Below are 22,013 nucleotides of genomic sequence, written 5' to 3'. Positions count from 1 at the left end.
CCCCGCGCTCTGCCCTGCGTCCGCCTTCACCTCAGCCGTCCTTGTTCAGGCGGCGGTAGTAGCCGTCGATCCAATCGCGGTACTGCACCGGCATGTCGTCGCTGACCTGGTTGCGGAAGATCGACTGCACCCGCGGCGGCAGGTCCCCCCAACGACCGGCGGCGCCGGCGGGGGACTGGGGTCCGGTGGCCTCGTCCTGGGCGCCCGCGCCCTGTTGGTTCTGACCCTGGTCTTCGGAGTCCTCCGCGCCCTCGGGCTGCTCGCCCTGTCCGGGCTGCGGCTGGTCACCTTGGGAGAGGTCGGTGCCCGGGTCGTTGCCCTCCGGGGTGGGGAGCTGGCTCTGCTGCTCGTTGCGGGGGCGGCTGTCGAGCGGACTCTGACCGCCGTTCTGGCTCTCGCTCTGACCCTGGCTCTGCCCTTGGCTCTGGCCCTGCTGCTGCTGTTCGTTCATCTGCCGGGCGAGATCGAGGATCTCGTCGATCCCATCCGACACCTCGCGGCTGCGCCGATCGGTGTCGTTGAGCAGTTGATCGATGTCGACCTCCGGAGCGAACAAGTCGCCCTCGCCCGCCGCTGCCTCGAACAAGAGGTCATCGACAGAGCGCAGATCGCGTTCGACCTTCGCGAACAACTCCCGCATGCGCTGTTGCAGGTCGTCGCCCTGACCGGGCGGCGGCGGCAGCAGCTCGGGGGGCAGCTCGGGACGCCCCGGGTCGGGCTCCTGAACCGAGTTCGAGCGTGCCATCGCGCCCAGCGCGGTGGCTGAGAGCGCGAGGGCGGCGATCGCCAGCAGGGGTCGACGGTTCGATCTCATCGCGATTCGTCCTCGTTCTTGCCCGTCGTGGTCGCAGCCTCGTCGGCTTCATCCGGACTCGGCAACCCGAGCCCCTCGCGGAACTGACCGAACAGCTCGGACAGGCGTTCGTGGCGCGCGGCGATGCGCGCGATGTCCTCGAAGATCAGGGGATCGACCTCGCCGTCGGAGAGCTCGGGGTAGAGCCTGCGGATCTGCTCGACCGCCGAACGCACCTCGAGCTCCAATCGACGCAGCAGCTTCAGCTCCGCCTCGTCGGGAACCAGCTCCTGCGAGTTCTGGCCTCCTCCCCCCTGCTGGTCCTGTTGACCCTGCTGCGGCTGCTGCTCCTCTCGACCCTTGCGCTCGCGCTCTTCAGTGAGCGCTTCGAGCAGCCAGCCCAGACGCTCGTCCACGTCGGCCTGGGCACTCTGCACCCGCGTGCCGCTGTCGTAGCCGCCGGCCTCGTCCATGTCCCGCGCGATGCGCTCCAGGTCGATGCGCGACTGCTCGGCCACTTCGGCGAAGACGACGCTGCCCTCGGCTACCAACTCGGCGGCGATCATCGCCAGCCGTTCCCCCAGGGCCGCTTCCTCCCGCGCAATGCGTCGCAGGCGCAGTCGGTCGGCCCGCCCCGGCCTGTCGCCGGGCTGGCGACCGCCGTCGATTTCGAGCGTCTGGCGGCTCTGCTCGGCGTGGACTTCGCGGATTTCGCGCGCCTCCTCCTCGATGCGGAACAGCAACTCTTCCTGGCGCAGGTCCTCGTACTGTTGCTCTTCTTGTTCCAGCTCGCGCGCCGCGCGATCGAGTTCGCGCTCGGCCCGCTCCGCCTGCTGCTGAGCCTGGTCCATGTCGCCCTGCTGCAGGGCCTCCTCGGACTGCTGCGCGGCCTCCTGCGCCCGTTCCAGGCTCGGCAGGGGCTGGCCCTCCTCGCGCTCGCGGTTGAGCTCGGCGAGACGCAGGATCTCCTCGGCCGCCTTCTTCTGTCGCTCCGCCAGCTCCGCCGCCTGGTCGCGACCCTCGGGATCGCGCAACTCGCGCCCGATGCGCGACTCGGCGGCCGCTCGCTCGAGTGCTTCTCGCGCGGACTCTTGTGGCTCGGCGCCGCCCGCGGGCCGTCCAGCCTCCAGCTCGGCGCCCGCTTCCTGCATCGACTCACTGGCCTGTTCGAGCGCCTCGCGCACCCGCTGAGCGGCGTCGGGCGAGAGGTCCCCGGCGCTGGCCTCGGCGGCCAACTCGCGGGCACGCTCGGCCAACTCCCGCTGGGCTTGGGCCATGGCCGCGCCCTCCTGGGCGGCCGCCTCTTGCGCGCCGCGCTCGGCGCGGGCCTCGCCCACGGCAGCCGCTGCCTCCTCGAGGGCCGCACGGGCCTCCTCGGCCGACTCCGCGGCGCGGCCGGGATCGGTGGCGGACTGTTCCGCCGCACTCCGCATGGACTGCGCCGCGCGTTCCAGGGCCTCGCCAACGGCCTCACGGGAGCGGGGGGTGAGTCCGTCGCGGCCCGGCTGGGACGCGCTGGCCCGTAGCGCTTCGGTGGCCTCGGCCTGGTTGCGTTGCGAGCGGGCCGCGCCATCGGCGCTGCGCTCGAGCGAATCCGCTGCGCGGGCCGCTTCCGTCGCGGCCTGTTCGACCGCGCGCGCAGCGGCCGCCTGGCGAGCGCGACGCTCTTCCGGGGTCGTGGCTGCCTCGGCCGCGGTCCGCGCTTCCTGAGCGCTCTCGAGGGCCGCCTGCACTCGCTCGCCGACCTCCGCCGCCAGTCCCTCGGGGTCGAGATTCTCGGCCAACTGCTCGGCGGCGCGCTGGGGTCCCTCGGCAGCTCCGGCGCGCTCCTGCTCCGCGAGCTGCTGAAGCTCCTGCGCCGCCGCGCGGGCTTGGGCGGCGGCGGCCTCGCGGACCTTCGAATCCTGCCCGGACGCGCGGGCCTGATCCGTCGCCGCGTCCAGGGCGTCGGCGGCCTCGCGTGCCGCCCGGGTGGTGCTCTCGTCCAGTGCGGAGTCGGCCGCCATGCGCTGGCCGCGAGCGGCCTCCGCAAGCTGTTCGGCGACCTGGTCGGCGGAGGTCCCGGAGCGCTCGAGCTCGCTCGCCGCCTCTTCGAGGTCGCGGGCCGCCTGCTCGAGGCGCGCGGCGCGGCTCTCGGCGCGGCGGGTGGCTTCCAGTTCGGTCGCGGCGGCTCGCAGGGTCTGGGCCTCGCCCGCGCGGAGCTTGGAGAGCAGGTCCGAATCGCCGCTCTGCCGCTCGAGCAGACGGTCGAGCTCCCGAGCCAAGCCCTGGAGTTCGAGGTCGCGCGACTCGCGCGCCGCCTGCTCCGCCTGGCGGGCCAGTTCCATCTGGGCTTCGGACAGCTCCTGAATGCCCTGGTCCAGGGCCTTCTGGCCCTCACTCGCCGATTGCTCGGCGATCTGCGCCGACTCCTGGGCGATGCTCCCTTCCTCGCGCGCCACGCTCTCGATGCCCTGACGCAGATCGCGCAGCTCCTCGAGCTTGTCCTCGATCTCGTCCATGTCGCGACGGTCGAGCAGCACCGTCAGCAGGCGCTCGAGCTCCGCGATGGCCGTGTCCTGTTGTTCGATCGCGCGCAGGATCTGGCCCTGCTCCAGGGCCGACTCGGTGTCGCCGAGCCACTCGTCGAGGGTCTTGGACTCGAGCTTGCGCTCTTCCAACTGGACCACAGCGGTCTGCAGCAACTCCAGGGTGCGCGAGCTACCCTCGCTCTCGAGCCGCGCCAGGAGCACCTTCATCGTCTCCTCGAGTCGCACCAGTTGCCGCCGCAGGAGCGCCTGTTCCTCGCGGATACCGGCCAACTCACGTCCGTCCAGGGTTCGCGCCTCCTGGTGCCACGGCGGTGCGGGGATTACCGCCGGAAATGCCGCCGGAGCGATCGAAGGAACCATCGCCAGGTTCAGCGCCGCAGGCGAAGTCGCACCAGGACCTGCCGCTGCGAGAGGAGTTCCCAGGGAACCCGCCAGGATGAGCAGGGCCGCTGTTCGAATGGTCATCACCGTTCCTCCGTTGCCAAGCGCCGGGCGCGATCGCGAACCGCCTTCTGCCGCTCGAGCAGATCGCGGGCCAGGGTCAGGACCGACTGGAAGTTGTCCCACTCGGCCAGTCGGTCGAGCAGATCCTCGATGCGAGTCAAGGTCGCCGACTGCGCCTCTACCGCCTCGACCAGGGCCACGCGACGCGCGCTGTCGCTGGTCGCCAGCTCGGCGCGATCGAGCGCTGCCAAGCCCTCGTCGACCCCGCCCTCGACCGCGAGGCCGAGCTCCACCAGGTCGACCAGGTGCCCGGCAAAGCCTCCCTGACCCACGGTGGAGGACGCGCGGAACGCGACCAGGTCGCGCCAGGGTTCCTCGACGAAGGCGCGCTCGACGCGTTCGGCCTGGGCCCGGTCGAGCTCGGTGAGCAGCTCCTCGGCCTTCGGGTCGAGGCGGGCGTAGAGCACCATCTCGGTCACCGCCGCGAGTGAGCGCATCAGGCCCTGGGAGTCGGTGCGGACACGGCGCTGGCCGTTGATGGCGCTACGCACGGCCCGTTCGTCGGCGGCGCCGAGGTTGGCGCTGCCCAGGCCGTCGTCGGTCAGCCCGTCGAGCAGGTCCTCCACCCGCCCGCGACGCTCGCGCTGCAACTCGGCCAGCGCGGCGGCGTCGACCCGGGCCGCGGCCAGGCGGTCCTGCACCCGCCGCAGCATCTCGTCCGCGCGCAGCACGCGCAGGCGCACCGGCGGCGTGACGCCCTCGTGGGGCGGCTGACCGTTGTCGGTGGCGGCGACCTCGATCACCAACTGCGCGCCGTCCACGTCGCCTTCGCCGAGCAGGTCGTTGACCTCGAGCAACTGATGCACCCGCACCGCGCGCGGCGGCCGGCCGGGCAGGGGCGATTCGTCCAGGACCACTGCCGCCAGGGGCGCGCCCAGGCTCCAGTCGTCCTCGCTCGAGCGCCGCCCGCGCCAGCTCACGTCGATCACCCCGAAGTCGTCGTCGATTCTCGCTCGCAGGGGCAGCGCGCCTCCGGCGATCGTCTCCACGTTAGAACGACCCGGTGCCGCCAACTGGACCTCCGGCGCGCGGTCTTCGACCACGTCGATCGCGAACAGGCCCGGATCGGGATTCGACAGGCCGTTGGCGTCGGTCAGCTCGAAGCGCAGGCGCACGTCGCGCTCGGCCAGGAACTCGAAGCCGAGGCCGAAGCTGTCGTCGTTCTCGGAGCCCGGCATCGGTTGCGAGGTCAGTTCGATGGTGCGGTTCTCGGGCAAGAGCACCACGCGGCCCTGCACCTCGGGCGGATCCACGCGCACCGCCACGGTGACCCGCGACCCGCGCAGGGCGCGCGCGCCGCCGTCGGTGAAGACCTCCCGGGGCAGTCCACTGTAGGGCGGAGGCTCGACCGCGATCGCCACGGCCGTGACGTCCGGCGGCCGCAGCACCTCGACCTCGGCGCGGGGCAGGCCGTCGCGATCGTCACCGCCCACTACGTAGAAACCCACGCTCTCACGCATGGCGGGCAGGCGCGTGCGGAAGACGCCGCGCGCGCCCCCAGCCAGGGTCGTGCGGCGGCCGTCGTCGAAGACCAGCCGCACCTCGCCCGGGATCACACCCTCGGCGGTGACGATGACGTTGAGGTCGGTACCGCGGGCGATCTGCGCGCGCAGCACTTCACCTTCGATCCGCACCATGCCGTCCCGTTCGGCGACCGGCAGCTCGAGGGCCAGGAACGTGCGCTGTGGCCAGGGCTGATTCCCACCCAACAGTCGACCGATGAAGATCGAAGCGTAGTTCCCGGGTAGGGCGAACAGGCCGACGCTCACGGCCAGGGCGGCGACCGAGCCCAGAGCGAAGCGCCTGTGGGGTCCGCGCGCGTCGAGGGCCGCGTCGAAGTCGATCTCGTCGGCGCGGTGCTCGGCTTGCGCCAGCACGCGGCCGATCAGTTCGGACTCGAGTCCGCTCTCGCCGCCCGATCCGGTTACGCCACCGCCCGGTCCGGTCTTGCCACCGACCGAGGAGTCGGCGGCTCTGGACTGGAACTGGACCGCGCTGACCAATAGTTGATCGGAGCCGGGCGTGCCGCGCTCGGCCAGCACGGCCAGTCCGCTGCGGTCGGGGATGCGTCGCAGGTGCCGATAGCCTTCGCGCCAGGCGGCCGCCAGGGGCAGGGCCGCGAGCACACCCAGGTGCAACAGTCGCACGAGGCGCGGGACCTGCAGGCCCCAGTCGGCCAGGAACGCGAAGAGGATCCAGCCGCTGGCCACCAGCAGCACCGAGCCGGCGGCGTGCAGCAGGACCGAACGCACCAGGCGCCCACGCAGGGCCACCAGCCGCGCCTCGAGGCGCGGCGTGCGTGTCAGCGGCGCATCCGTGCGCGCCTGATTCGTTCGGTCGTTCGATGCCGGCACTAGCGTTGGAAGATGGGCAGGTAGCGGTAGGGGATCTCGAGCACCAGCAGCGCTACCGCAGTGCCGAACTCAGGGCCGGGGCCGACGCTGTTGGGCCACGAGCCGTCCGGCTGCTGCAGGTCGAGGATCACTTCGCGCACTTCGGTGTAGTAGGGGTTCCAGTAGTCGACGCCGTTCTGGGTGCCGGCCGTGAACATGGCCTGCACGCCGTAGTAGTGCCCGTACCAGAAGAAGTAATGGCCGTTGTCGCGGGTGCCGTAGCGGTCGTTGAAGTGGCTGAGGTTGGCGTTGAGGTAGTCGAGCCCCTGGCGAATGGCCTCGTCGGAGTAGATCCCGACGCCGTGCAGGGCCGTGACCCCGGCCGATGTGAGGGGGAAGGACGAGCGGCTGCTACTGTCCTTCTGGTAGACGAATGCGCCGACCTCGTCCGCGAACATGTGGTGCTGAAATCCGCCGCGACGGTCGTGCTCGGTGATCGCCGAGTCGACGATGTACTGGGCCGCCCGGTCGATGGTGGTCTTGGGCACGCGGATGCCGATGTTGCGCGCCGCGCGCAGGGCCAGGACCTGGCAGACCACGATCGACATGTCCGACTGGGGCGCGTAGGGCTCGTAGCGCCAGCCACCCTCCTCGTTCTGGGCGCGCACGATGAAGTCCACCGCGCGTTGCAGCACCGAGCGCACGTCCTCGCGGTGCGTCATGCCGTAGATCTCCGCCAGCACCAGGGTGGCGAAGGCGTGGCTGTACATGCGTGTACCGCCCGACGTCATGTAGCCGTCGCCCTGGGCGTCGGCCACGTCGAGGATCCAGTTCAGCCCCCGTTCGACGACCTCGCCGTATTCCCCGCGGCCGGGCAGGTGCCCGCCAGCCAGGAAGGCCATCAGGGCCAGGGAGGTCACGCCCACGTGACCGCTCTCGCGGGTGTAGCGATAGCCGTTGTTGAGCTTGTAGCCGACCTTGCCGGTCCAGCTCCCGTCACCGTTCTGGTGCGCCGCCAGCCAAGCCAACCCGCGCGCCACCGCCTGGACCTGCTCCGGCGTGATCGACGGCGTTTGCGCGGGGCCGGTCTGCTGTGCGCCGAGCACCGACGCGGCCACGGGCCCCGTCGGTTGGGCGCGTGGATCCGCGATCGGAACTGCGACAGGTGCAGCGAAGGGCGCCGCCACGGTTGCCGATGCCGGCGCGGCAGTAGCCGGATCCAGCACGGACGCCAACTGGGGCCTGGCCGAAGCCGCGCTGGCGAGCAGGGCTGCGGCTACGGTCAGCACGCCGAGTCTTGCGGTCGGTCTCATCGCTCGTTCCTCCACAGGTCGATGCGGTCCATGGTCCCGCGGGGGCTCTTGCAGCCCAGCCAGAGGGTCGAACCGCTGGCCAGGGGCGTGAGTGATTGGAAGGCCTCGTACTCGCTCGGCACGAAGCGACGACCGAGGCGGGTGCCGTCGGGCCGCGAGAGCAAGTCGAGCCAGACGCGCTCGCGAGTCCCGTTGCGGCGCGCCCGTTGGGCGTAGAAGAGCGCCACGGTGGTCTCGGACACGACGGCCCGCGCCCATGAGGGGTCGTAGAGCATCGTCTCGGTGACGGCGAGTTCCTGGACCCACTGTCGCCCGCGATCCAGGTCGATCGCCGTGACCTGGGCCCGCTCGTCGCTGCGCGGCGACGAGACGGTGAAGACCATGGGGATGGGGAGCTCGATGCGATCACCACGCCGCACGCCGATCACGCGGTCCTCGCGGTCCAGGGAGTAGACCGTGCGGCGCGAGCCCAGGCGCGGATCGACTTCGATGATCGCGCCGCGGCGGCCACCCTCGCCGAGGCCGTTGCCCTCGGCCACGAGGAACATGCGGCCCGCGTGGGTCAACACCGCGCGCAGGTCGCGGTCGTCACCGAGTTCGATCGACCAGGCCTCGTCGAGTCGCTCGAGGTCGATGGCGGCCACGCGGCCGCGCAACAGGCTGGGTAGCACCAGTCGGTCGCCGGTGATCCAAGGGGCGCGGTCGATCCACGAGCCGAGCTTGTCCGGCAACTGGATCTGGCCGCGCAGCTCGCCGGTGAAGGCATCGAGCACGCAGGCATCCGCCGGTCCGACCGTCTCGTAGGCGATCGCGACCACGTGACCGTTCGCAGCCAGGGGCGAGAACCAGCCCGGTCCGCTGGGCAGGGGCGTGGTCCACAGGACGTCGCCGCCGATGGCGTCGATCCCCATCAGCTGGTGGGTCCGGTCGATCAGATCGAAGACCTGGGCGATGACCACTCCGTCGGTGGCGGTGACCGCGCGCAGCTCACCGCGGCCGATCGCGTGGATCCACGCCGCGCGACCGCTGGACACGTCGATCGCGACCAGGAGACCGTCCGAGCCCACGACGACACGGCTCGGGGTCAGGACCCAGCGTTGCTCCTGTTCCACCGGCAGCTCGTCGAGCGGCGGACGCCCGGTCCACAGTGGCTTGTCCGGTTGGTCCACGTCGAAGGCCTGGAGCTCGCCGCCGCTGACCACGATCAGCGGACGCGGCACCTCGCCGCCGGCCGAGTTCGCACCGACCGGCGGCTGTCCCAGCATGTGCCAGGGTCCCGGCAGCTCGTCGCCGAGCATGATCTGCTGGTCGAAGCTAGCGGTAGGGCGCGGCTGCGGCACGTTGGCGGGGAAGCGCGCGACCACCTCATCGAGACGTTGGCCCGCGAAGGGCTCGTCCTGGAGCTGCAGGTCCGGCAGCGTGCCCGCCAGGCGCGTGAGCAGTGCGCGCTCGAAGTCGCGGTTGCCGGAGCGCCCCAGGCCGATGGCGAGGCGAGCGAGTAGCGCGCCGCGAGCGAGCTCGTCGAGGCGCGGATCGAGGTCGGCGGTCAGGGCGCCGACCGCCTCGGCCAAGGCCCTCACGTCGCCCTGGTCGAGGGCCAGGCTCAGGCGCTCGCGCCGCGCCTCGAGGGTCGCCTCCGCGAAGGGGAAGAGCTGCGGCAAACGATCCAGGGCGTCGCCGTCCCCGCGCGACAGGGCTTCGTCGAGCAGGGTCCGAGCGCGGGCCTCGAAGGGCTCGTAGAGGTGCGGGCCACCGGCGGCGAGCAGGTCGGCGATGCGCGCCACGGAGCGCTCCCCGAGGGTCACGTCGGCGGACACGTGCTCGTTGCGGTAGCCGGCCAGGACGGCGTGCCAATCCTCCAGGGCCTCAGCGAAATGACCGCGCTCCTGCGACCACAGCGCGCGCTTGGCCAGGGCCCAACCGCCGGCGGGCACGGGCAGGGCCCAGACGCCGTCGACGCGGGCGAATTCGATCCACTCCGGGTCGCCGATCAGGTGCTCGATGCCGATGTCGAGGTCGCCGCAGCGGCGGCGCAGGTCCTCGAGCGCAGCGAGCCAGGCGTCGACGTCGTAGGTGCGAACCACGGGCAGCAGGGCCAGCAGCAGGTCGCGCACCTGACCCGGGGCGCGCGCGATCTCGAGCCCGCGCTCGAGCAGGTCGCGGGCCGGCTCCGGTTGTCCCAGGGTGCGGCGCAGGTCGGCCTCGAGTTGGAGGTTGGCCACCAACTCGCTGACCAGGGGCGCCGCGGCGCCCTCGATCCGGTCCTGCAGGGTCGCGCGCGCGCGCTCCAAGAGGGCCAGGGAGTCGGATGCGTGGCCCAGGGCGATCTGACTGCGCGCTCGGCGGTTCAGCAGACGCGCGAGCTCGAGGGCCGCGCCGTCGTCCCCGGGAGCGGCGGCCAGGCGAGCCGCGGCGCGGCTCTCCAGCACGGCCAGATCCAGGAAGCCCGTGATCGTCTTGTTGTTGGCGGAGACCAGCAGGCCGGGCCCGACCGCCAGGTTGCCGCGCTCGCCCTTCTCCCACGGGAAGCCGACGCCGTCGACCTCGGACCCGTCGCGCAAATCGTAGGCGCGCAGCTCCGTGCTGCCGGGGACCAGGACCATGCCCTCGGCGACCAGAGCCCGCGGCGCGCGCTGGGCGCTGCTGTAGGTGGTCGGGCCGGGATCCAACTCCACGCGCAGGGAGCCAGGGGCCAGCTGGGCCCGCGCGCGCAGACCCTCCGCTTTGCGCCAGGCTGCCACCCAGCCGCCCGAGAAGTAGACCTCGCGCTCGCCGGCGCCGATCAGGGCGTCGACCTCGCTGTCGCTCTGGCGCGCGGGCCGCAGGGACGAGGCCGGCTGGGACCACAGGACGCTGCCCTGGTCGATGTCGACCGCGATCAGATCCTCGGAGTCCAAGGGCGTGACCAACACGACTCCCTCGGAGACGACCGGCGGCGAATTCTTCCAGGTCAGGCGACGATCGCTCGAGATCAGCCCGCGCGTGGGCGGCAGGGGAATCTGGTCGTAGGTCGCTTGCCAGCGCACGGCCCCGTTGAACAGATCCAGGGCGGCGACCGTGCCGAGTTGGGTCGCCACCAGCACCAGGTCGCCTTCGACGCGCACCGGCGGCGCGGAATACTCGCGCTCGTGCCGATTGAACATGTTCAGTTCGCGTTGACCGCTGATCACCGGCGTGGACCACAGGAGGTCGCCGCTGTGCAGATCGAAGGCTGCGACCTGCAGGTCCACGCGACCCTCCATGCGGAACATCGGCGCGATCACGCGCGACCCGGCGACTATCGGTGCGCCGGCGACGGACATGCGTTCGCTGAAGCTGCCGGTCAGCCCGTCCCAGGCGGGCGGCGGCAGGTGGCGCCAGAGCAGCCTGCCGGTCTCCGAGTCGAAGGCGAACAGCCGACGATCGGGGAGGGCGCGCATGATCACAAAGCTCTGGTAGTCGTCGTTGGGCAGCGCCGCGTAGGGGATCTGTTGGGCGGCGACCACGACCCCGGAGCCGACCGCCGGCACGACCACTTGGTTCTCCTTGTCGATCGCCTTCTCGAGGCTCTCGCGATCATCGGACCCGAGTTGGGCCCAACCCGGGGGCTCCGGCGAACGCCACAGCTCGGTGCCGTCGAAGGCATCCAGGCACAGGACGTTGAGCGTGGTGCTGAGGTAGACCCGATCCCCGTGCACGACGGGCACGAGGTTGGGGTAGTCGGACCGCGATGCGCCGAAGGCGAAGGGGTTGTCGGGCACGTCGGCGGACCAGGTCTCGCGCTCGCCGCGGGGCACGGGGCCGGGAGCTTGCCCCGGGCCGGGCAGCGTGAAGCCCGAGTCGGGGGGGCCGAACTCGGCTGTCGTGGCGACGGCCTCGAGGGCATCGACGCGCACCTGAGCCGCCTGGGCGTCGTGGATCCCGAGTCGGCGTTCGAGCAGGCTGGCGCGATCCCAGAGCAGGCTGGCCTCGGACAACTGGCCAGCGGCGAAGGCCAGGTCTCCGCCGGCGCGCAGGGCGCGAGCGGCGGCGGGGGCCACCGGATAGTGGTCGGCGACCGCGCGCAGCTCCTCGGTCGAGCCGTCGCGCAGGGCGTGGGCGACGGCTTCATCCGCCTTGGGTCCGAAGCGCAGGGCGTAGATCTCGAGTGCCGCGCGGGGCAGGTTCGCGAGGGTGCCGCGGGCCCACTCGGCCGCACCGAGGTGGTGGGCCATCTGGGACGGGCGCTCCAGGTCGGTGGCCCAGCCGTCCGGCAGGAGGTTCTCGGGCCGCCCGTCGACCAGATCCATCAGGGCGTCGATGGCCAGCTCCCAGCGCTGGGCGTCCAGGTGGTCGAGCGCTTCCACGGAGAGCCGCGCCGCCTCCCGATCGACGGGGAGGGCGAACCACTGTCCGCTGGGATCGTCGTCGACTTGGGCTGCCGCCGACCGAGCCGGGAGGGCGAGCGCCAGGGCGACAACGACCCCCGGCACCAGTCGCGCGGGATGGATCGTGAGCACGGTATCGACGGCCAGACGCATCTTAGGCCCGATCGACCGGGCCCACAGGGGGCCCCCAGGGCCGATCCGAGGCGATGGGAGCCCGCGCACGTAAGTCCCCGGGGCCGCCCCTTGGGCGTCCCGCGACCGGGTCCGATCACGTCGGGCGGGGAGCCCGGCGCTGGTCAGACCAACTCGAGGCGCTTGCGGATCAACCATTCTGCGGCGAGCAGGCCGAGGACGACGAGCAGGGTGGCCCAGCGATCCCAGACGTCGACCAGGCGCGAGGAGATCGGTTCACGACGCTCCTCGCCGCCCGGGAAGGGGGAGAGCAACAGGTCGAGGTCGGCCAGGCTGGCGGAGACCCCGCGAGTGGCGGCGGAGATTGCGGCCAGGGTCTGGGGATCCGGCGCCGGCTCCGCGCTCTCGCGCGAGGGCAGCAGCACCTCGAAGTCGGCGCTGCTGAGACGACGCCCGTCGACCTCGATCCAGATGCGGTAGTTGCCGGGGCGCTCGACCTGCAGTCCACCGCGGTACTCGCCCTCGCGCCCGTCGACCACGGGCAGGGTCAAGCCCTCGGGCCGCCCGTCGGGTCCCGCCCAGCGGACTTCGAGGTCGGTTGCCTCGCTGGGGCGGTAGTCCTCGTCGAGCACCCGGGCTTCGACCACGATGCGTTCGGAAAGGTCGTAGCTCGCGCGGGCGGTCTCGATCCGATAGCGGCGGTCGCCACTGCGCAGTCGACCCAGGGCCAGCCAACGCAGGGCGGACTTCCAGAAGCGCTCGAAGTAGCGCGGGCCGTAGCGGAACTGCCAGCGCCAGGTGGAGTCGATGCCGACGAAGAGGGTGCGACCGGAGGGGTAGTAGCCGGCCACCAACAGGGGCCGCCGACCGAAGCGGTTCTCGTCGGTGGGGTGGCGCAACAGGACCTGGCTGCCGGGCTTGGCGCGCGTCACCGGCGAGAACCAGTACACGCCCTCGAGTCCGCCGGCGTCCTCCCACAGGGCCCGGTTCTGCTCGGGATCGGGAAGCATCCGCACGATCTCGTGGGGGTCCTGGGGCTGCTCCAACAGCGGGCGGAAGGAGCGCCTGCCGTCCCAAGGTGTGGTGATGTCGCCGGTCGAGTCGATCGAGACCGGAAGCACGTCTTCCAGCGGCGTGCCCAGGAAGGCGCGCGGGTTGTCGAACTCGCCGGCTTGGAGCAGCAGGCCACCGCCGGCTTCCACGAACTCGCGCAGGGCACCCAGGAACTGGTCGCCCACGGCCGGATCGGGGAACAGGCGTCGGGGGTTCACGTCGCCGAGGATGACCACGTCGTAGCCGTCGAGCAGCTCGTCGCGGGTGATCGGCAGGCGCTCGAGCGAGAACAGTCCGGGGCTGTGCTCCTGGGGGAAGCCGGGCGTGGCGGAGGCCAACCAACCCTGGAAGTCGATGTCCGATTCGGCGCGCTTGAGGAAGTCGAGCGCGAGCTTGCGGTACTCCCAACGCGGATAGCCCTCCACGTACAGCACCCGCACCTTCTCGGGGCTGACGCGCACGGCGACCTCGACGCTGTTGTCGTCCTGCAGGGTCTCGTCCTGCAGGGGCGGCAGGCGCAGCCGGAAGCGGCGCTCGCCCGTGGTCGGATCCGCCGGCCCGGGCGGCGCCACCAGCAGCACCTTGCGGCCGGCGGCGTCGAGGGTCAGCTCGCGCTGATCGAGCACGCGCACGTCGCTCTCATCCGAGAAGTTGCTCGCTTCGAGCTCCTCGAGCAGAACCTCGACCGGCTCACCGGCGGCGCTGCCGCGCCCGGTGACTCGCACGCCGAACGAGAGCTCGTCGCCCTCGAGGGCGCTGTCGGGCGACTCGACCAGCTCCAGAATCGCGTTGCGCTCGGGACGCGTGTCGCCGACCACCAGGGTGTGCACGGGCAGACCGGCGGAGGCCGCCACCCGCGCCGCTTCGAGCGGAGCGGCGCCGCCGTTGTTGCGACCGTCGGAGAGGATCACCAGCTCGGTCAAGTTGCGACCGCGGGCGGACTGGACCGTGGACAGCAAGGCGTCGCCGATGTGAGTGCCCTGGCCGCGGCCCTCGAGTCGCTCGTCGACCGAGAGGGCGTTGGTGGCCTCGTCGAAGCGCGCCAGGCGCACCTGGTAGCCGCGCTCCGCCAGTCGCGGCAAGAGCTCGCGCTCGAGCACGCGCGCGGCCACGTCGGAGCGGCTGGGGGCGGCGTCGCCCTCGAAGCCCAGCCGGCGCAGGCCGAGGCGCGCGGGATCGGCGGCCGCGTAGGCGTCCTCGCGACGCATGCTCGCGGAGTCGTCGACGAGGATCGCGACCTCCGCCGGGAAGACCTCTTCGCGCCGCTCGACGAGCACGGGCCGCGCCAGCGCCACGCACAACAGCGCGAGGGCACCAAAGCGCAGGCTCGCCAGGGCGATCCCAGCCGGGCGCGCGATGTCGCGACGGGCGTAGCCGGCCCAGGCGATCAAGGCCAGGATCGGCGCGATCACGAGCACCGCGACCCACGGGGCCGGGGCGTCGAGCAGTCGCAGGGCGGCGCTGGAGCCCTCCTCGGTCAGGGCTCCCTGCAGCGCGAAGAGCGCGTCGTGCGGGTGCAGAGCCATGGGGGGAATCGTCACGAGAGCCTCCGACGTCGTTCGAGCCAAGCACCCCAGAGGGATTCGCTGATCAGGACGGCCAGGCAGATCCAGAGCAGGCCGCGCCACAGCTCGCCGCGGCGCGAAACGTCCTGCTCGCCGACGTCGGCGCTCTCCGCGCGAACCGCGCGCAGGGCCGGGTGCAACTCGGCCAGGGCCTCGGCGGGCAGGCGCTCCAGATCACCCTCGTCCGCGCGACCCTGGACGGCGAAGACCACCGGGTCGGCCTCGTCGAAGGTCACGCGGTAGACACCAAGTCGCCCGGTCTCGGTGATCGGAGGGAGTTGCCAGCGTCCGCCGGGCAGCTCGGTGGGCTCGCCGTCCACGGGGCGGCGGGCGCCGTCGGGGAGGATCGCGACCGGCGAGCGCGGGAAGCGGTCCACGATCACCGAGAGCGGCTCGCCCACGGGCACTTCGAGGCGACGCGCCGGGCCTCGACCGGCGTGGCGCACGAGTTCGTGGGCGAAGGGCACCAGGGTCCGCGGGGACTCCGGTATCCGCGTCCAGGCCACGTCGAGGCTGGTGGTGAACAGCAGCACACGGCCGGCGCCGAAGGCGCGTTCCACCAGGAGCGGCGCCTTGCCCGCATCGAGCGCAGCCAGCACCCGCGCCTGGGGCAGGGGCGTGGTCGCGATGAAGGTGTAGATCGGGATCTCGGTCAGGAGCGGCCGCCAGCGCGGATCGTTGAAGAACGCCAGGGCCGGGTGCTCGCCGTCGAACTCGCCGACGCGGTAGTAGCCGTCGCGCCGGTCGGCGACCGAGACCACCTCGAGCGGCTCGGCCGGCAGGAGTCCCGTGCCGTCGGCCGCGAACAGGCGGCGCGCGTAGACGGAGGGCACCGTGCGATCGCCGAGGCTGACGATCAGGCCGGCGCCGGCGGAGACGCGCTCGGTGAGGCGCTCCACCGCGCGGGCGGAGATGGCCTCGACGTTGGCCAGGACGATGGCGTCGAAGGGCGCCAGGTCCAGGTCCGCGGCGTCCAGGAAGGCCGGGTCGATCTCCTCGATCGAGAAGGGCACGAAGCCGCGCGAACCCAAACCGCCGTCGTCCGGCGGCGCCAGGGCCGCGGCGAACAGACCGACCTCGTCCAGCTCGATGGCGGACTCGTCGGGGGCGCCGTTGACGAGCAGGACCGAGACCGTACCGGGCACGTCGATCACGGCCGCGCGGCGGTCGTCGAAGGCCAGGGGGTCGGCCTCGATCGACGCTTCGAGCACGTGCGCTCCCGGCTCGTCGAAGGTCACCGCGAAGATCTCGCGGGCGGTCGCGCCGCCGACCATGTCGAGCACCCGCGACGGCAGGCGCTCACCGTCGATCGCCAGGGCCAGACGCACACCACCGACCGCGCTGGCGCCGTGGTTGGTGACGTCGACGGCGATGTCCACCGGCAGGCCGGGGCCGAGCACCGGGCTGATCGGGGCGATGTCGGTGACGCCGACGTTGGGCGGGATCAGCTCCGCGGGACCGAGGTCCTCGACCGTCAAGACCAACTCGAGCTCGACCAACCGATCGAGGGCGCGGACGAGTTCGTCGGTCTGGCCCTCGGCCCGCGACGGGTCGGGATCGAAGTTCGAGCGCTGCAGGTCCGTCAACAGGCGCACCTCGACCTCGCTGGCCTCGAGGGCGTTGCCGTCCTCTTGCAGGCTCGCGAGGACCTCGGCCAGGGCGGCGACGAGGTCCATCGACGTGTCGCTCGGTTGGTCCAGGGCGCCGAGCAGGTTCAGCGCTTCGGACGGCGTGCGCCAGGAGAGCAGGCGCGGTCGATCGTCGGCAACCACCAGTCGCGCGCGGTCCCCGCGACCGCCGTCCAGGTCGCCGAGCAGCTCGCGCGCGCGCTCGATGATGCGTGCGTGCACCGTTCCGGCGCCGTCGCGGTAGCCGGTCGAGGCGGAGACGTCGAGCACGATCACCACGTCGCGCCGACTCTCGGTCAGGGGCGCGAGCGGGCTGGCGTCGCCGGCGAAGGGCCGCGCCAGGGCCAGGGCCAGGAGCGCCACGCCGAGCATCCTCAAGAGCAGCAGCAACAGGTTCTCGAGCTGCGCCCGGCGCCGGGTGCGCTTGTAGGCAGCCAGCACGAAACGCATCGCGCCCCACTCCAAGGGGCGATGGCGCCTGCGGTTGAGCAGGTGGATGATCAGCGGGACCGCCGCCAGCAGCGCGCCCAGGGCCAGGGCGGGATGGACGAAGCCGCCGATCATCCGCGCGCTCCCCCGCGAGCACGCGCCTGGCGACGCGCGAGGTAGGTCGACAGCACCACGTCCAGGGGGGCGTCGGTCCGCAGGGTGACCAGGTCGATCCCGAGCGAGTTCGCGCCGTGGGCCAGGGCCGCGGCGTGGGCCTCGACCTCTTCGCGGTAGGCCTTGCGCAGGCTCTTGGCGTCGACCTTCATGCGCTCGGCGCCCTCGAGCGCGTCGAGGCGCAGGTGTCCGTCGAAGTCGAAGTCGAGCTCGCGCGGGTCGACCACCTGCATCAGGATCGGCTCGTGTCCGGCGATCCGCAGGCGCCGAGTGCCTTCCAGGATGTGTTGGGGCTCGTCGAAGAAGTCGGACAGGATCACGACGATGCCCTTGTGTCGCAGCCGCGTGCCGATCCAGTCCAGCACGTCCCCGACGCCGGTCTCGCCCTGGGCCTCGGCGCGCTCCAGACTGGCCAGGATCGAGGCCGCCTGGGCCGCGCCGTTGTGGGGCGGGACCTTGTCGCGGACCTGCTCGTCGAACAGCACCAGGCCGGCGGTGTCGCGCTGGTTCAGGACCAGGTAAGCCAGGGCCGCGGCGGCCCAACGGGCGTAGTCGAGCTTGCTCCAGCGGCTGGAGCCGTAGCGCATCGACGCGCTGCAATCGACCAGGATGTGGCAGGCGAAGTTCGTCTCCTCGACGAACTCCTTGACCACCAGTCGGTTCGACTTGGCGTAGATCTTCTCGTCCAGGAAGCGCAGGTCGTCCCCCGGCACGTACTCGCGATGCTGGGCGAACTCGACGGAGCTACCGCGGTGGGGCGACACGTGGCCGCCGGCCATGAAGCCTTCGACCACGGTGCGCGCCACCAGCGAGAGCTTCGACAGGCGATCGAGGACGGCCGGGTCGAGCGACGTGGGCCGCAGCGCCTGGGCCCGTTGCAACGACATGGGTCAGGCCCTCGGAGGTTGCCGGCGGGGCGCCCGTGAACGGCGGTGGCCGTTCGGAGCGCCGGGCCGATGGGAGCGGAGTCGGATGCGAGCGTTCATCTCGTCCCGAACGCTCAGCTCGCCGCGGGAACGGAGGGAATCCCGGCACCGACGGTGGCGCCTGGGTCGACCTCTTTCAGCAGGCGGTCGATGATCGCGTCCGACGTGATGCCCTCGGCCGCGGCCGAGAAGGTGGTCACGATGCGGTGCCGCAGCACCGGGTGGACGATCGCGCGCACGTCCTCGATCGCCACGTGGTCGCGCCCGGCCACGGCCGCGTGGGCCTTGGCGCCGAGGATCAGGAACTGGCTCGCGCGCGGGCCGGCGCCCCACGAGATCCAGTCAGTCAGGAAGGCCAGGGGCGCATCGCCGCGCACGCGGGTGCCGCGGGTCAGGGCCAGGGCGTAGTCGAAGACGTGGTCCGCGACCGGCATCGCGCGCACGGCCCGCTGGATCGCCAGTAGCTCCTCGCCGGCCAGCACCGCGTCCGGCTGGGCCAGGGCCTCGCCGGTGGTGCGGCGCAGGATCTCGCGCTCCTCGTCGATGGTCGGGTAGGGCACGCGGACCATGAACATGAAGCGGTCGAGCTGGGCCTCGGGCAGGGGGTAGGTGCCTTCCTGCTCGATCGGGTTCTGGGTCGCCAGGACGAAGAAGGGGTCCGGCAGCTCGTGGCGCTTGCCCCCGGCGGAGACCTGACGCTCGACCATCGACTCCAGCAGGGCGGCCTGGGTCTTGGGCGGGGTGCGGTTGATCTCGTCGGCCAGGACCACGTTGGCGAAGATCGGGCCCTTGGCGAACTGGAACGAGCGCGCGCCGGACTCAGGGTCGATCTGCAGGAGCTCGGTCCCGGTGATGTCCGAGGGCATCAGGTCCGGGGTGAACTGGATGCGGTTGAACGACAGATGCATCGTCTGCGCGAGGCTCGAGATCATCAGCGTCTTGGCCAGCCCGGGGACGCCCTCGAGCAGGCAGTGGCCGCGGCAGAGGATGGCGATCAGGAGCTGATCGACGACCTGGTCCTGGCCGACGATCGTGCGCTGCAGCTCGGACTTGATGCTCTGGTGGGCGGCGCGCAAGCGCTCGAGAGTTCCCTGGTCGACCTGGGTCATCGGTGGCTCGAGAGTCGTCGGTGGCGGCCCCGGGGAGGGGGGCCGGTGGGTGTGGTGGGCCCCGGCAGGGGCGGCGCGCCGGCGCTCGGCAGCTCGACCGGCAGTCGGGACGGGCGATGGAAAGGCCGCCCGTCCGGTTCTACGACCGGACAGCCCCGGTATCGACCACGGGACTGCTATTTCCCTCCCCACGCGCGAGTTGCGCGCGGGGGTCGGTACCGCGATCGGAACCGACCGCTCGTCCAGCACTACTAATGGGTCCATGCGCCCGGGTTTCGGCCCCAGGCACTGCGGCGCGGATCCGATCGACGGATCGTCCACGGTCGCGGGTGCGAGGCCGGCCCGCGTTCAGCGCAGTTCGAACAGCTCCAGATGGTCGTGCCCCGCGACCACGGCGCGGTTGCCGATCCGCAGCACCGCCCCGCCCCCGGCCCAGCGTCCGGCGGGGGTCACGCCAGGCGGGTGCAGGGTGGCGCGATCGAGGAGCAGCAGCTCCCGAGTGCGGTCGAAGAGGTAGAGGGCGCGGTCGCTGCTGACCAGCACCCGCGCGCCGTCCTCGGCCAGGCCCTCGCGCAGGGGTTCGCCCGGGAGCAGGTGCAGGGCCTCGCGCCGCGCTCCGCTGCGGGCCTCCCATGCGGCCAGGGCGGTGCGGTTGCCGGCCCGGGCGAGGATCAGGGCCACGGGACCCGTCGGACCCGCGACCAGGCCCTGGAGCGACAGGCCCGAGCCGATCGGCGCCGGCGCCTCGACGAAGGGCCCCTCGGGCCCTCGAGGGAGGCCGCCCACGGCCAGCCAATAGAGATAGTCTCCGTCCGCCGGCGCCCAGGCCAGGAGCCCGGAATCGGGGTCCCAGGCCGCCCTGCTTCCGGTCCAGCCCCGGTCCTCGCTCGGCTTGCGGCGGTTCAGGACCGACCAGCGCACCCTCCCGTCGACGGCGTCGACCAGGGACCCCAGGCCGAGCTGGGTCCCGACGAAGACCTGCGGACCACAGACCGTCAGGGGCGAACCCGATCCGCGTCGTCCGGTCGCGCCGGCGAAGCGCCCGATGTCCGGCACCAGCTCTCCGCCCTTGGCCAGGAGCAGGCGCCAGCGCGGCTCGCCCGTGACGCTGTCGAGGGCCACCAGGTGGGCTTCGATCTCGCCCGATCCCCGCCGGGTCTGGGCCAGGGCGCTGCGGCCGACCAGGGCCGGTCCCGGCTGGAACTCGACGTTGTCCAGCTCGGCCAGGAGCGCGGGGCTGCCCACGCCGTCGGGGCCGCTCCAGCGCTCGTCGACCACCGCCCAGCGCGCCCGCGCCAGGGCCGGTCCCCCGCCCCGCCCGGAGGTCGGCTCGATCAGGACCAGCGCGTTGCCGCGTCCCCGCGACGGCGTGGCGCGCCCGGCGACCACGAGCAGGGCTTCGCCATCGGTGGCCGGCTGCAGGGGCCAACCGGGAGGGTCCTCGGCGGAGTAAGCCTGGGGCGGGACGCCCAAGACCTCCGCGATCAGTTCCGCGGGTTCGATCGTCTCGATCGCCTCGCCGCGCGCCAGATCGACCAGGTGGACCCGCGACGCGGTCTGCACGGCGACCAGGTCCTCGCCGCAGGCGACCATGCCGGCGCGCATGCCCGCGCCCAGGGGTTGGCTCGGAAAGGGCGGCGGCGGACCGACCTCGTCGACCAGGGCCACCTGGCGCCCGGTGCCAAAGCCGCCGTAGCGCGGCGCGACGAGTTCGGCGGGCTGCAAGCCGTCGAGGGCCGTCCGTCGGCGCTCGACGGCAGTGGCACTCGCCTGTTCCTCGCGCAGCCGCGCGTGACGCGCCGCGCGGTCGTACCAGGTCCGCGCCTCGACCGGGTAGCCGCGCTCCAGGGCCCGGTCGCCGAGGGCCAGGGCCGCGCGCAGTCCGCCGGAGGTGCCCGGCCAGCGGCGCTCGACGCCGGCCAGGGCCGAATCGATCAGCGCGGCGCGCAGGTCGAGGTCGGAGGCCTCGTCGAAGCGCTCGCGCCAGGCCGCGGCGGCGATGGGGGAGAGTTCCAGACGGGCGAGCAGCGCCTCCTCGACGCCGTCGAAGGCCCGCGGCTGGCTGGCCTCGGTCGTGGCCGCGTCGAGGTCCGCGATCCACGGCACCACCGCACCGACCTGGCTCTCGCCGACCGCCAGGCGCCAGGCGTCGAGGGCGTCGGCGACCCGCTCCTCGGCCCAGGCGCGGTCACCCTCGAGGAAGCGCTCGGCGGCCGCCTCGTCGACGGGCACGAAGCACTGGTTGCGGAGCGGACCCTCGCCCGCGAGGAGGTCGATGGTGGGGGCCGTGCCTGCGCCCTGGGGCCCGATCGCCGCAGTTCGTGCAATCACCGCCGCCGGTGCAGCTACCGCCGCCGGCTGGGCGAGCGCGAGCGCCGCGAAGAACCCGGACATCGACGATCCCGCGACTACCAGCGTTGCGATCCTCACCGCCGCGCGCGTCGAAGCGCCGCCGTGAAGCTGAAGGCCGTGATGCAGAGGGGTCGCCATGGCTCTCGCGGGTTGTCCCGAGCGGACTGGAACTGCGACGGGATCTGCGCCGCCGCGCGCCCGTCGCAGGGCGCACTCGGTCAGCGGACCAGTGAGCGACGCCGAGAGGCCCCGTCGGTCGCGGCGCCGCCGCCGGGCAGCGCCGTCGACGCGTCCCCGCGCAGCGGTACGGTCGACATACCCGCGCGCTGGCTCGCCGCCCCGTTCGACAGCGCCCCGTTCGACAGCGCCCCGTTCGATCGTTCCGCAGCGCTGATCTCGACTCCGGTCGTGAGGCCCGCATCCGCCAAGCTGTCAGTCTGGGCGGCGCGCGCCTTGCGGTCGGCCCGTCGCAGGCGTTCGCGGTAGAAGGAATCGTCCAGGGCCGCGCGGCGACGTTCCAGCGTCGCGAACTCACCGCTGAGGTCTGCCTGGCGCTGGTGCACCTCGACGGCGGCGCCCGCGAGTCGCTCGCGCTCGGCCAGGGCCGGCCGCAGGCCGTACCAGGCGATGTGGGCGAACAGGCAACCGCCGACGAACAGCGGCGCGCAGTGCGCGGCCAGTCGTGCCGTTCCGCCGATCAAGCGCCCGAAGAAACCCCGCTCGAGGTCCGCGCGTCGACCGTCGCCGGTCGCGTCGACATCGCCCGGCAGAGCCGCCGGAGGCGCGAGGAGGTCGGTCTCGAACAGGTTGGCCACGATTCGATCG

11 protein-coding genes are annotated in these 22,013 nt (G+C 72.3%); all 11 read right to left on the bottom strand.

Going from position 1 to position 22,013, the window contains the following annotated elements; genetic code table 11:
- Positions 1 to 31: 31 nt before the first annotated feature.
- The 11 genes from Pla133_RS16180 to Pla133_RS16130 all read right to left on the bottom strand — a co-directional run bounded on the left by Pla133_RS16180 (position 32) and on the right by Pla133_RS16130 (position 22,003).
- Positions 32 to 814 (bottom strand): hypothetical protein, encoded by a 783-nt coding sequence (locus tag Pla133_RS16180; protein ID WP_145067075.1) that lies wholly within the window; start codon positions 812 to 814, stop codon positions 32 to 34.
- Positions 811 to 3,789 carry a coiled-coil domain-containing protein gene (locus Pla133_RS16175; protein ID WP_145067073.1) on the bottom strand — a complete coding sequence of 993 codons (2,979 nt, stop codon included), beginning with the start codon at positions 3,787 to 3,789 and terminating at the stop codon, positions 811 to 813. The genes Pla133_RS16180 and Pla133_RS16175 overlap by 4 nt, the downstream gene beginning before the upstream one ends.
- Entirely contained in the window at positions 3,789 to 6,182 is a 2,394-nt protein-coding gene (locus Pla133_RS16170; protein ID WP_145067070.1) for a DUF4175 domain-containing protein, read from the bottom strand. Before Pla133_RS16170 ends, Pla133_RS16175 begins: the two co-directional genes overlap by 1 nt.
- Positions 6,182 to 7,474 carry a prenyltransferase/squalene oxidase repeat-containing protein gene (locus Pla133_RS16165; RefSeq protein WP_145067068.1) on the bottom strand — a complete coding sequence of 431 codons (1,293 nt, stop codon included), beginning with the start codon at positions 7,472 to 7,474 and terminating at the stop codon, positions 6,182 to 6,184. Before Pla133_RS16165 ends, Pla133_RS16170 begins: the two co-directional genes overlap by 1 nt.
- Entirely contained in the window at positions 7,471 to 11,973 is a 4,503-nt protein-coding gene (locus Pla133_RS16160) for an outer membrane protein assembly factor BamB family protein (RefSeq protein ID WP_419191601.1), read from the bottom strand. The genes Pla133_RS16165 and Pla133_RS16160 overlap by 4 nt, the downstream gene beginning before the upstream one ends.
- A gap of 143 nt (positions 11,974 to 12,116) precedes the next feature.
- Positions 12,117 to 14,531: a glutamine amidotransferase gene (locus tag Pla133_RS16155; RefSeq protein ID WP_145067064.1), complete on the bottom strand. Its 2,415-nt coding sequence runs from the start codon at positions 14,529 to 14,531 to the stop codon at positions 12,117 to 12,119.
- An 11-nt stretch (positions 14,532 to 14,542) separates the two neighbouring features.
- A complete protein-coding gene (locus Pla133_RS16150; RefSeq protein ID WP_145067062.1) occupies positions 14,543 to 16,762 on the bottom strand; it encodes a BatA domain-containing protein in 2,220 nt (739 codons plus the stop codon).
- Positions 16,759 to 17,688, bottom strand: a complete 930-nt coding sequence (locus Pla133_RS16145; RefSeq protein WP_145067060.1) for a DUF58 domain-containing protein — start codon at positions 17,686 to 17,688, stop codon at positions 16,759 to 16,761. Before Pla133_RS16145 ends, Pla133_RS16150 begins: the two co-directional genes overlap by 4 nt.
- A gap of 113 nt (positions 17,689 to 17,801) precedes the next feature.
- Positions 17,802 to 18,836, bottom strand: coding sequence for an AAA family ATPase (locus tag Pla133_RS16140; protein WP_145067058.1), 1,035 nt, complete (start codon positions 18,834 to 18,836; stop codon positions 17,802 to 17,804).
- A 348-nt stretch (positions 18,837 to 19,184) separates the two neighbouring features.
- Entirely contained in the window at positions 19,185 to 21,230 is a 2,046-nt protein-coding gene (locus tag Pla133_RS16135; protein ID WP_145067056.1) for a hypothetical protein, read from the bottom strand.
- 176 nt (positions 21,231 to 21,406) lie between these two features.
- A complete protein-coding gene (locus Pla133_RS16130) occupies positions 21,407 to 22,003 on the bottom strand; it encodes a hypothetical protein (protein ID WP_145067054.1) in 597 nt (198 codons plus the stop codon).
- Between the last annotated feature and the right edge of the window lie 10 nt (positions 22,004 to 22,013).

It is taken from the genome of Engelhardtia mirabilis (assembly GCF_007748095.1).
Taxonomy (GTDB): domain Bacteria; phylum Planctomycetota; class UBA1135; order UBA1135.
Note: the sequence above shows the minus strand (reverse complement) of the source record. Positions and strands in the feature narration are given on the sequence as shown.

Excerpts from the sequence above, each read along its gene's own strand:
- Pla133_RS16180 (WP_145067075.1), bottom strand. The coding sequence starts at position 814 with ATGAGATCGAACCGTCGACCCCTGCTGGCGATCGCCGCCCTCGCGCTC.
- Pla133_RS16175 (WP_145067073.1), bottom strand. The coding sequence starts at position 3,789 with ATGACCATTCGAACAGCGGCCCTGCTCATCCTGGCGGGTTCCCTGGGA.
- Pla133_RS16165 (WP_145067068.1), bottom strand. The coding sequence starts at position 7,474 with ATGAGACCGACCGCAAGACTCGGCGTGCTGACCGTAGCCGCAGCCCTG.
- Pla133_RS16160 (WP_419191601.1), bottom strand. The coding sequence starts at position 11,973 with ATGCGTCTGGCCGTCGATACCGTGCTCACGATCCATCCCGCGCGACTG.
- Pla133_RS16155 (WP_145067064.1), bottom strand. The coding sequence starts at position 14,531 with ATGGCTCTGCACCCGCACGACGCGCTCTTCGCGCTGCAGGGAGCCCTG.
- Pla133_RS16150 (WP_145067062.1), bottom strand. The coding sequence starts at position 16,762 with ATGATCGGCGGCTTCGTCCATCCCGCCCTGGCCCTGGGCGCGCTGCTG.
- Pla133_RS16145 (WP_145067060.1), bottom strand. The coding sequence starts at position 17,688 with ATGTCGTTGCAACGGGCCCAGGCGCTGCGGCCCACGTCGCTCGACCCG.
- Pla133_RS16140 (WP_145067058.1), bottom strand. The coding sequence starts at position 18,836 with ATGACCCAGGTCGACCAGGGAACTCTCGAGCGCTTGCGCGCCGCCCAC.
- Pla133_RS16135 (WP_145067056.1), bottom strand. The coding sequence starts at position 21,230 with ATGTCCGGGTTCTTCGCGGCGCTCGCGCTCGCCCAGCCGGCGGCGGTA.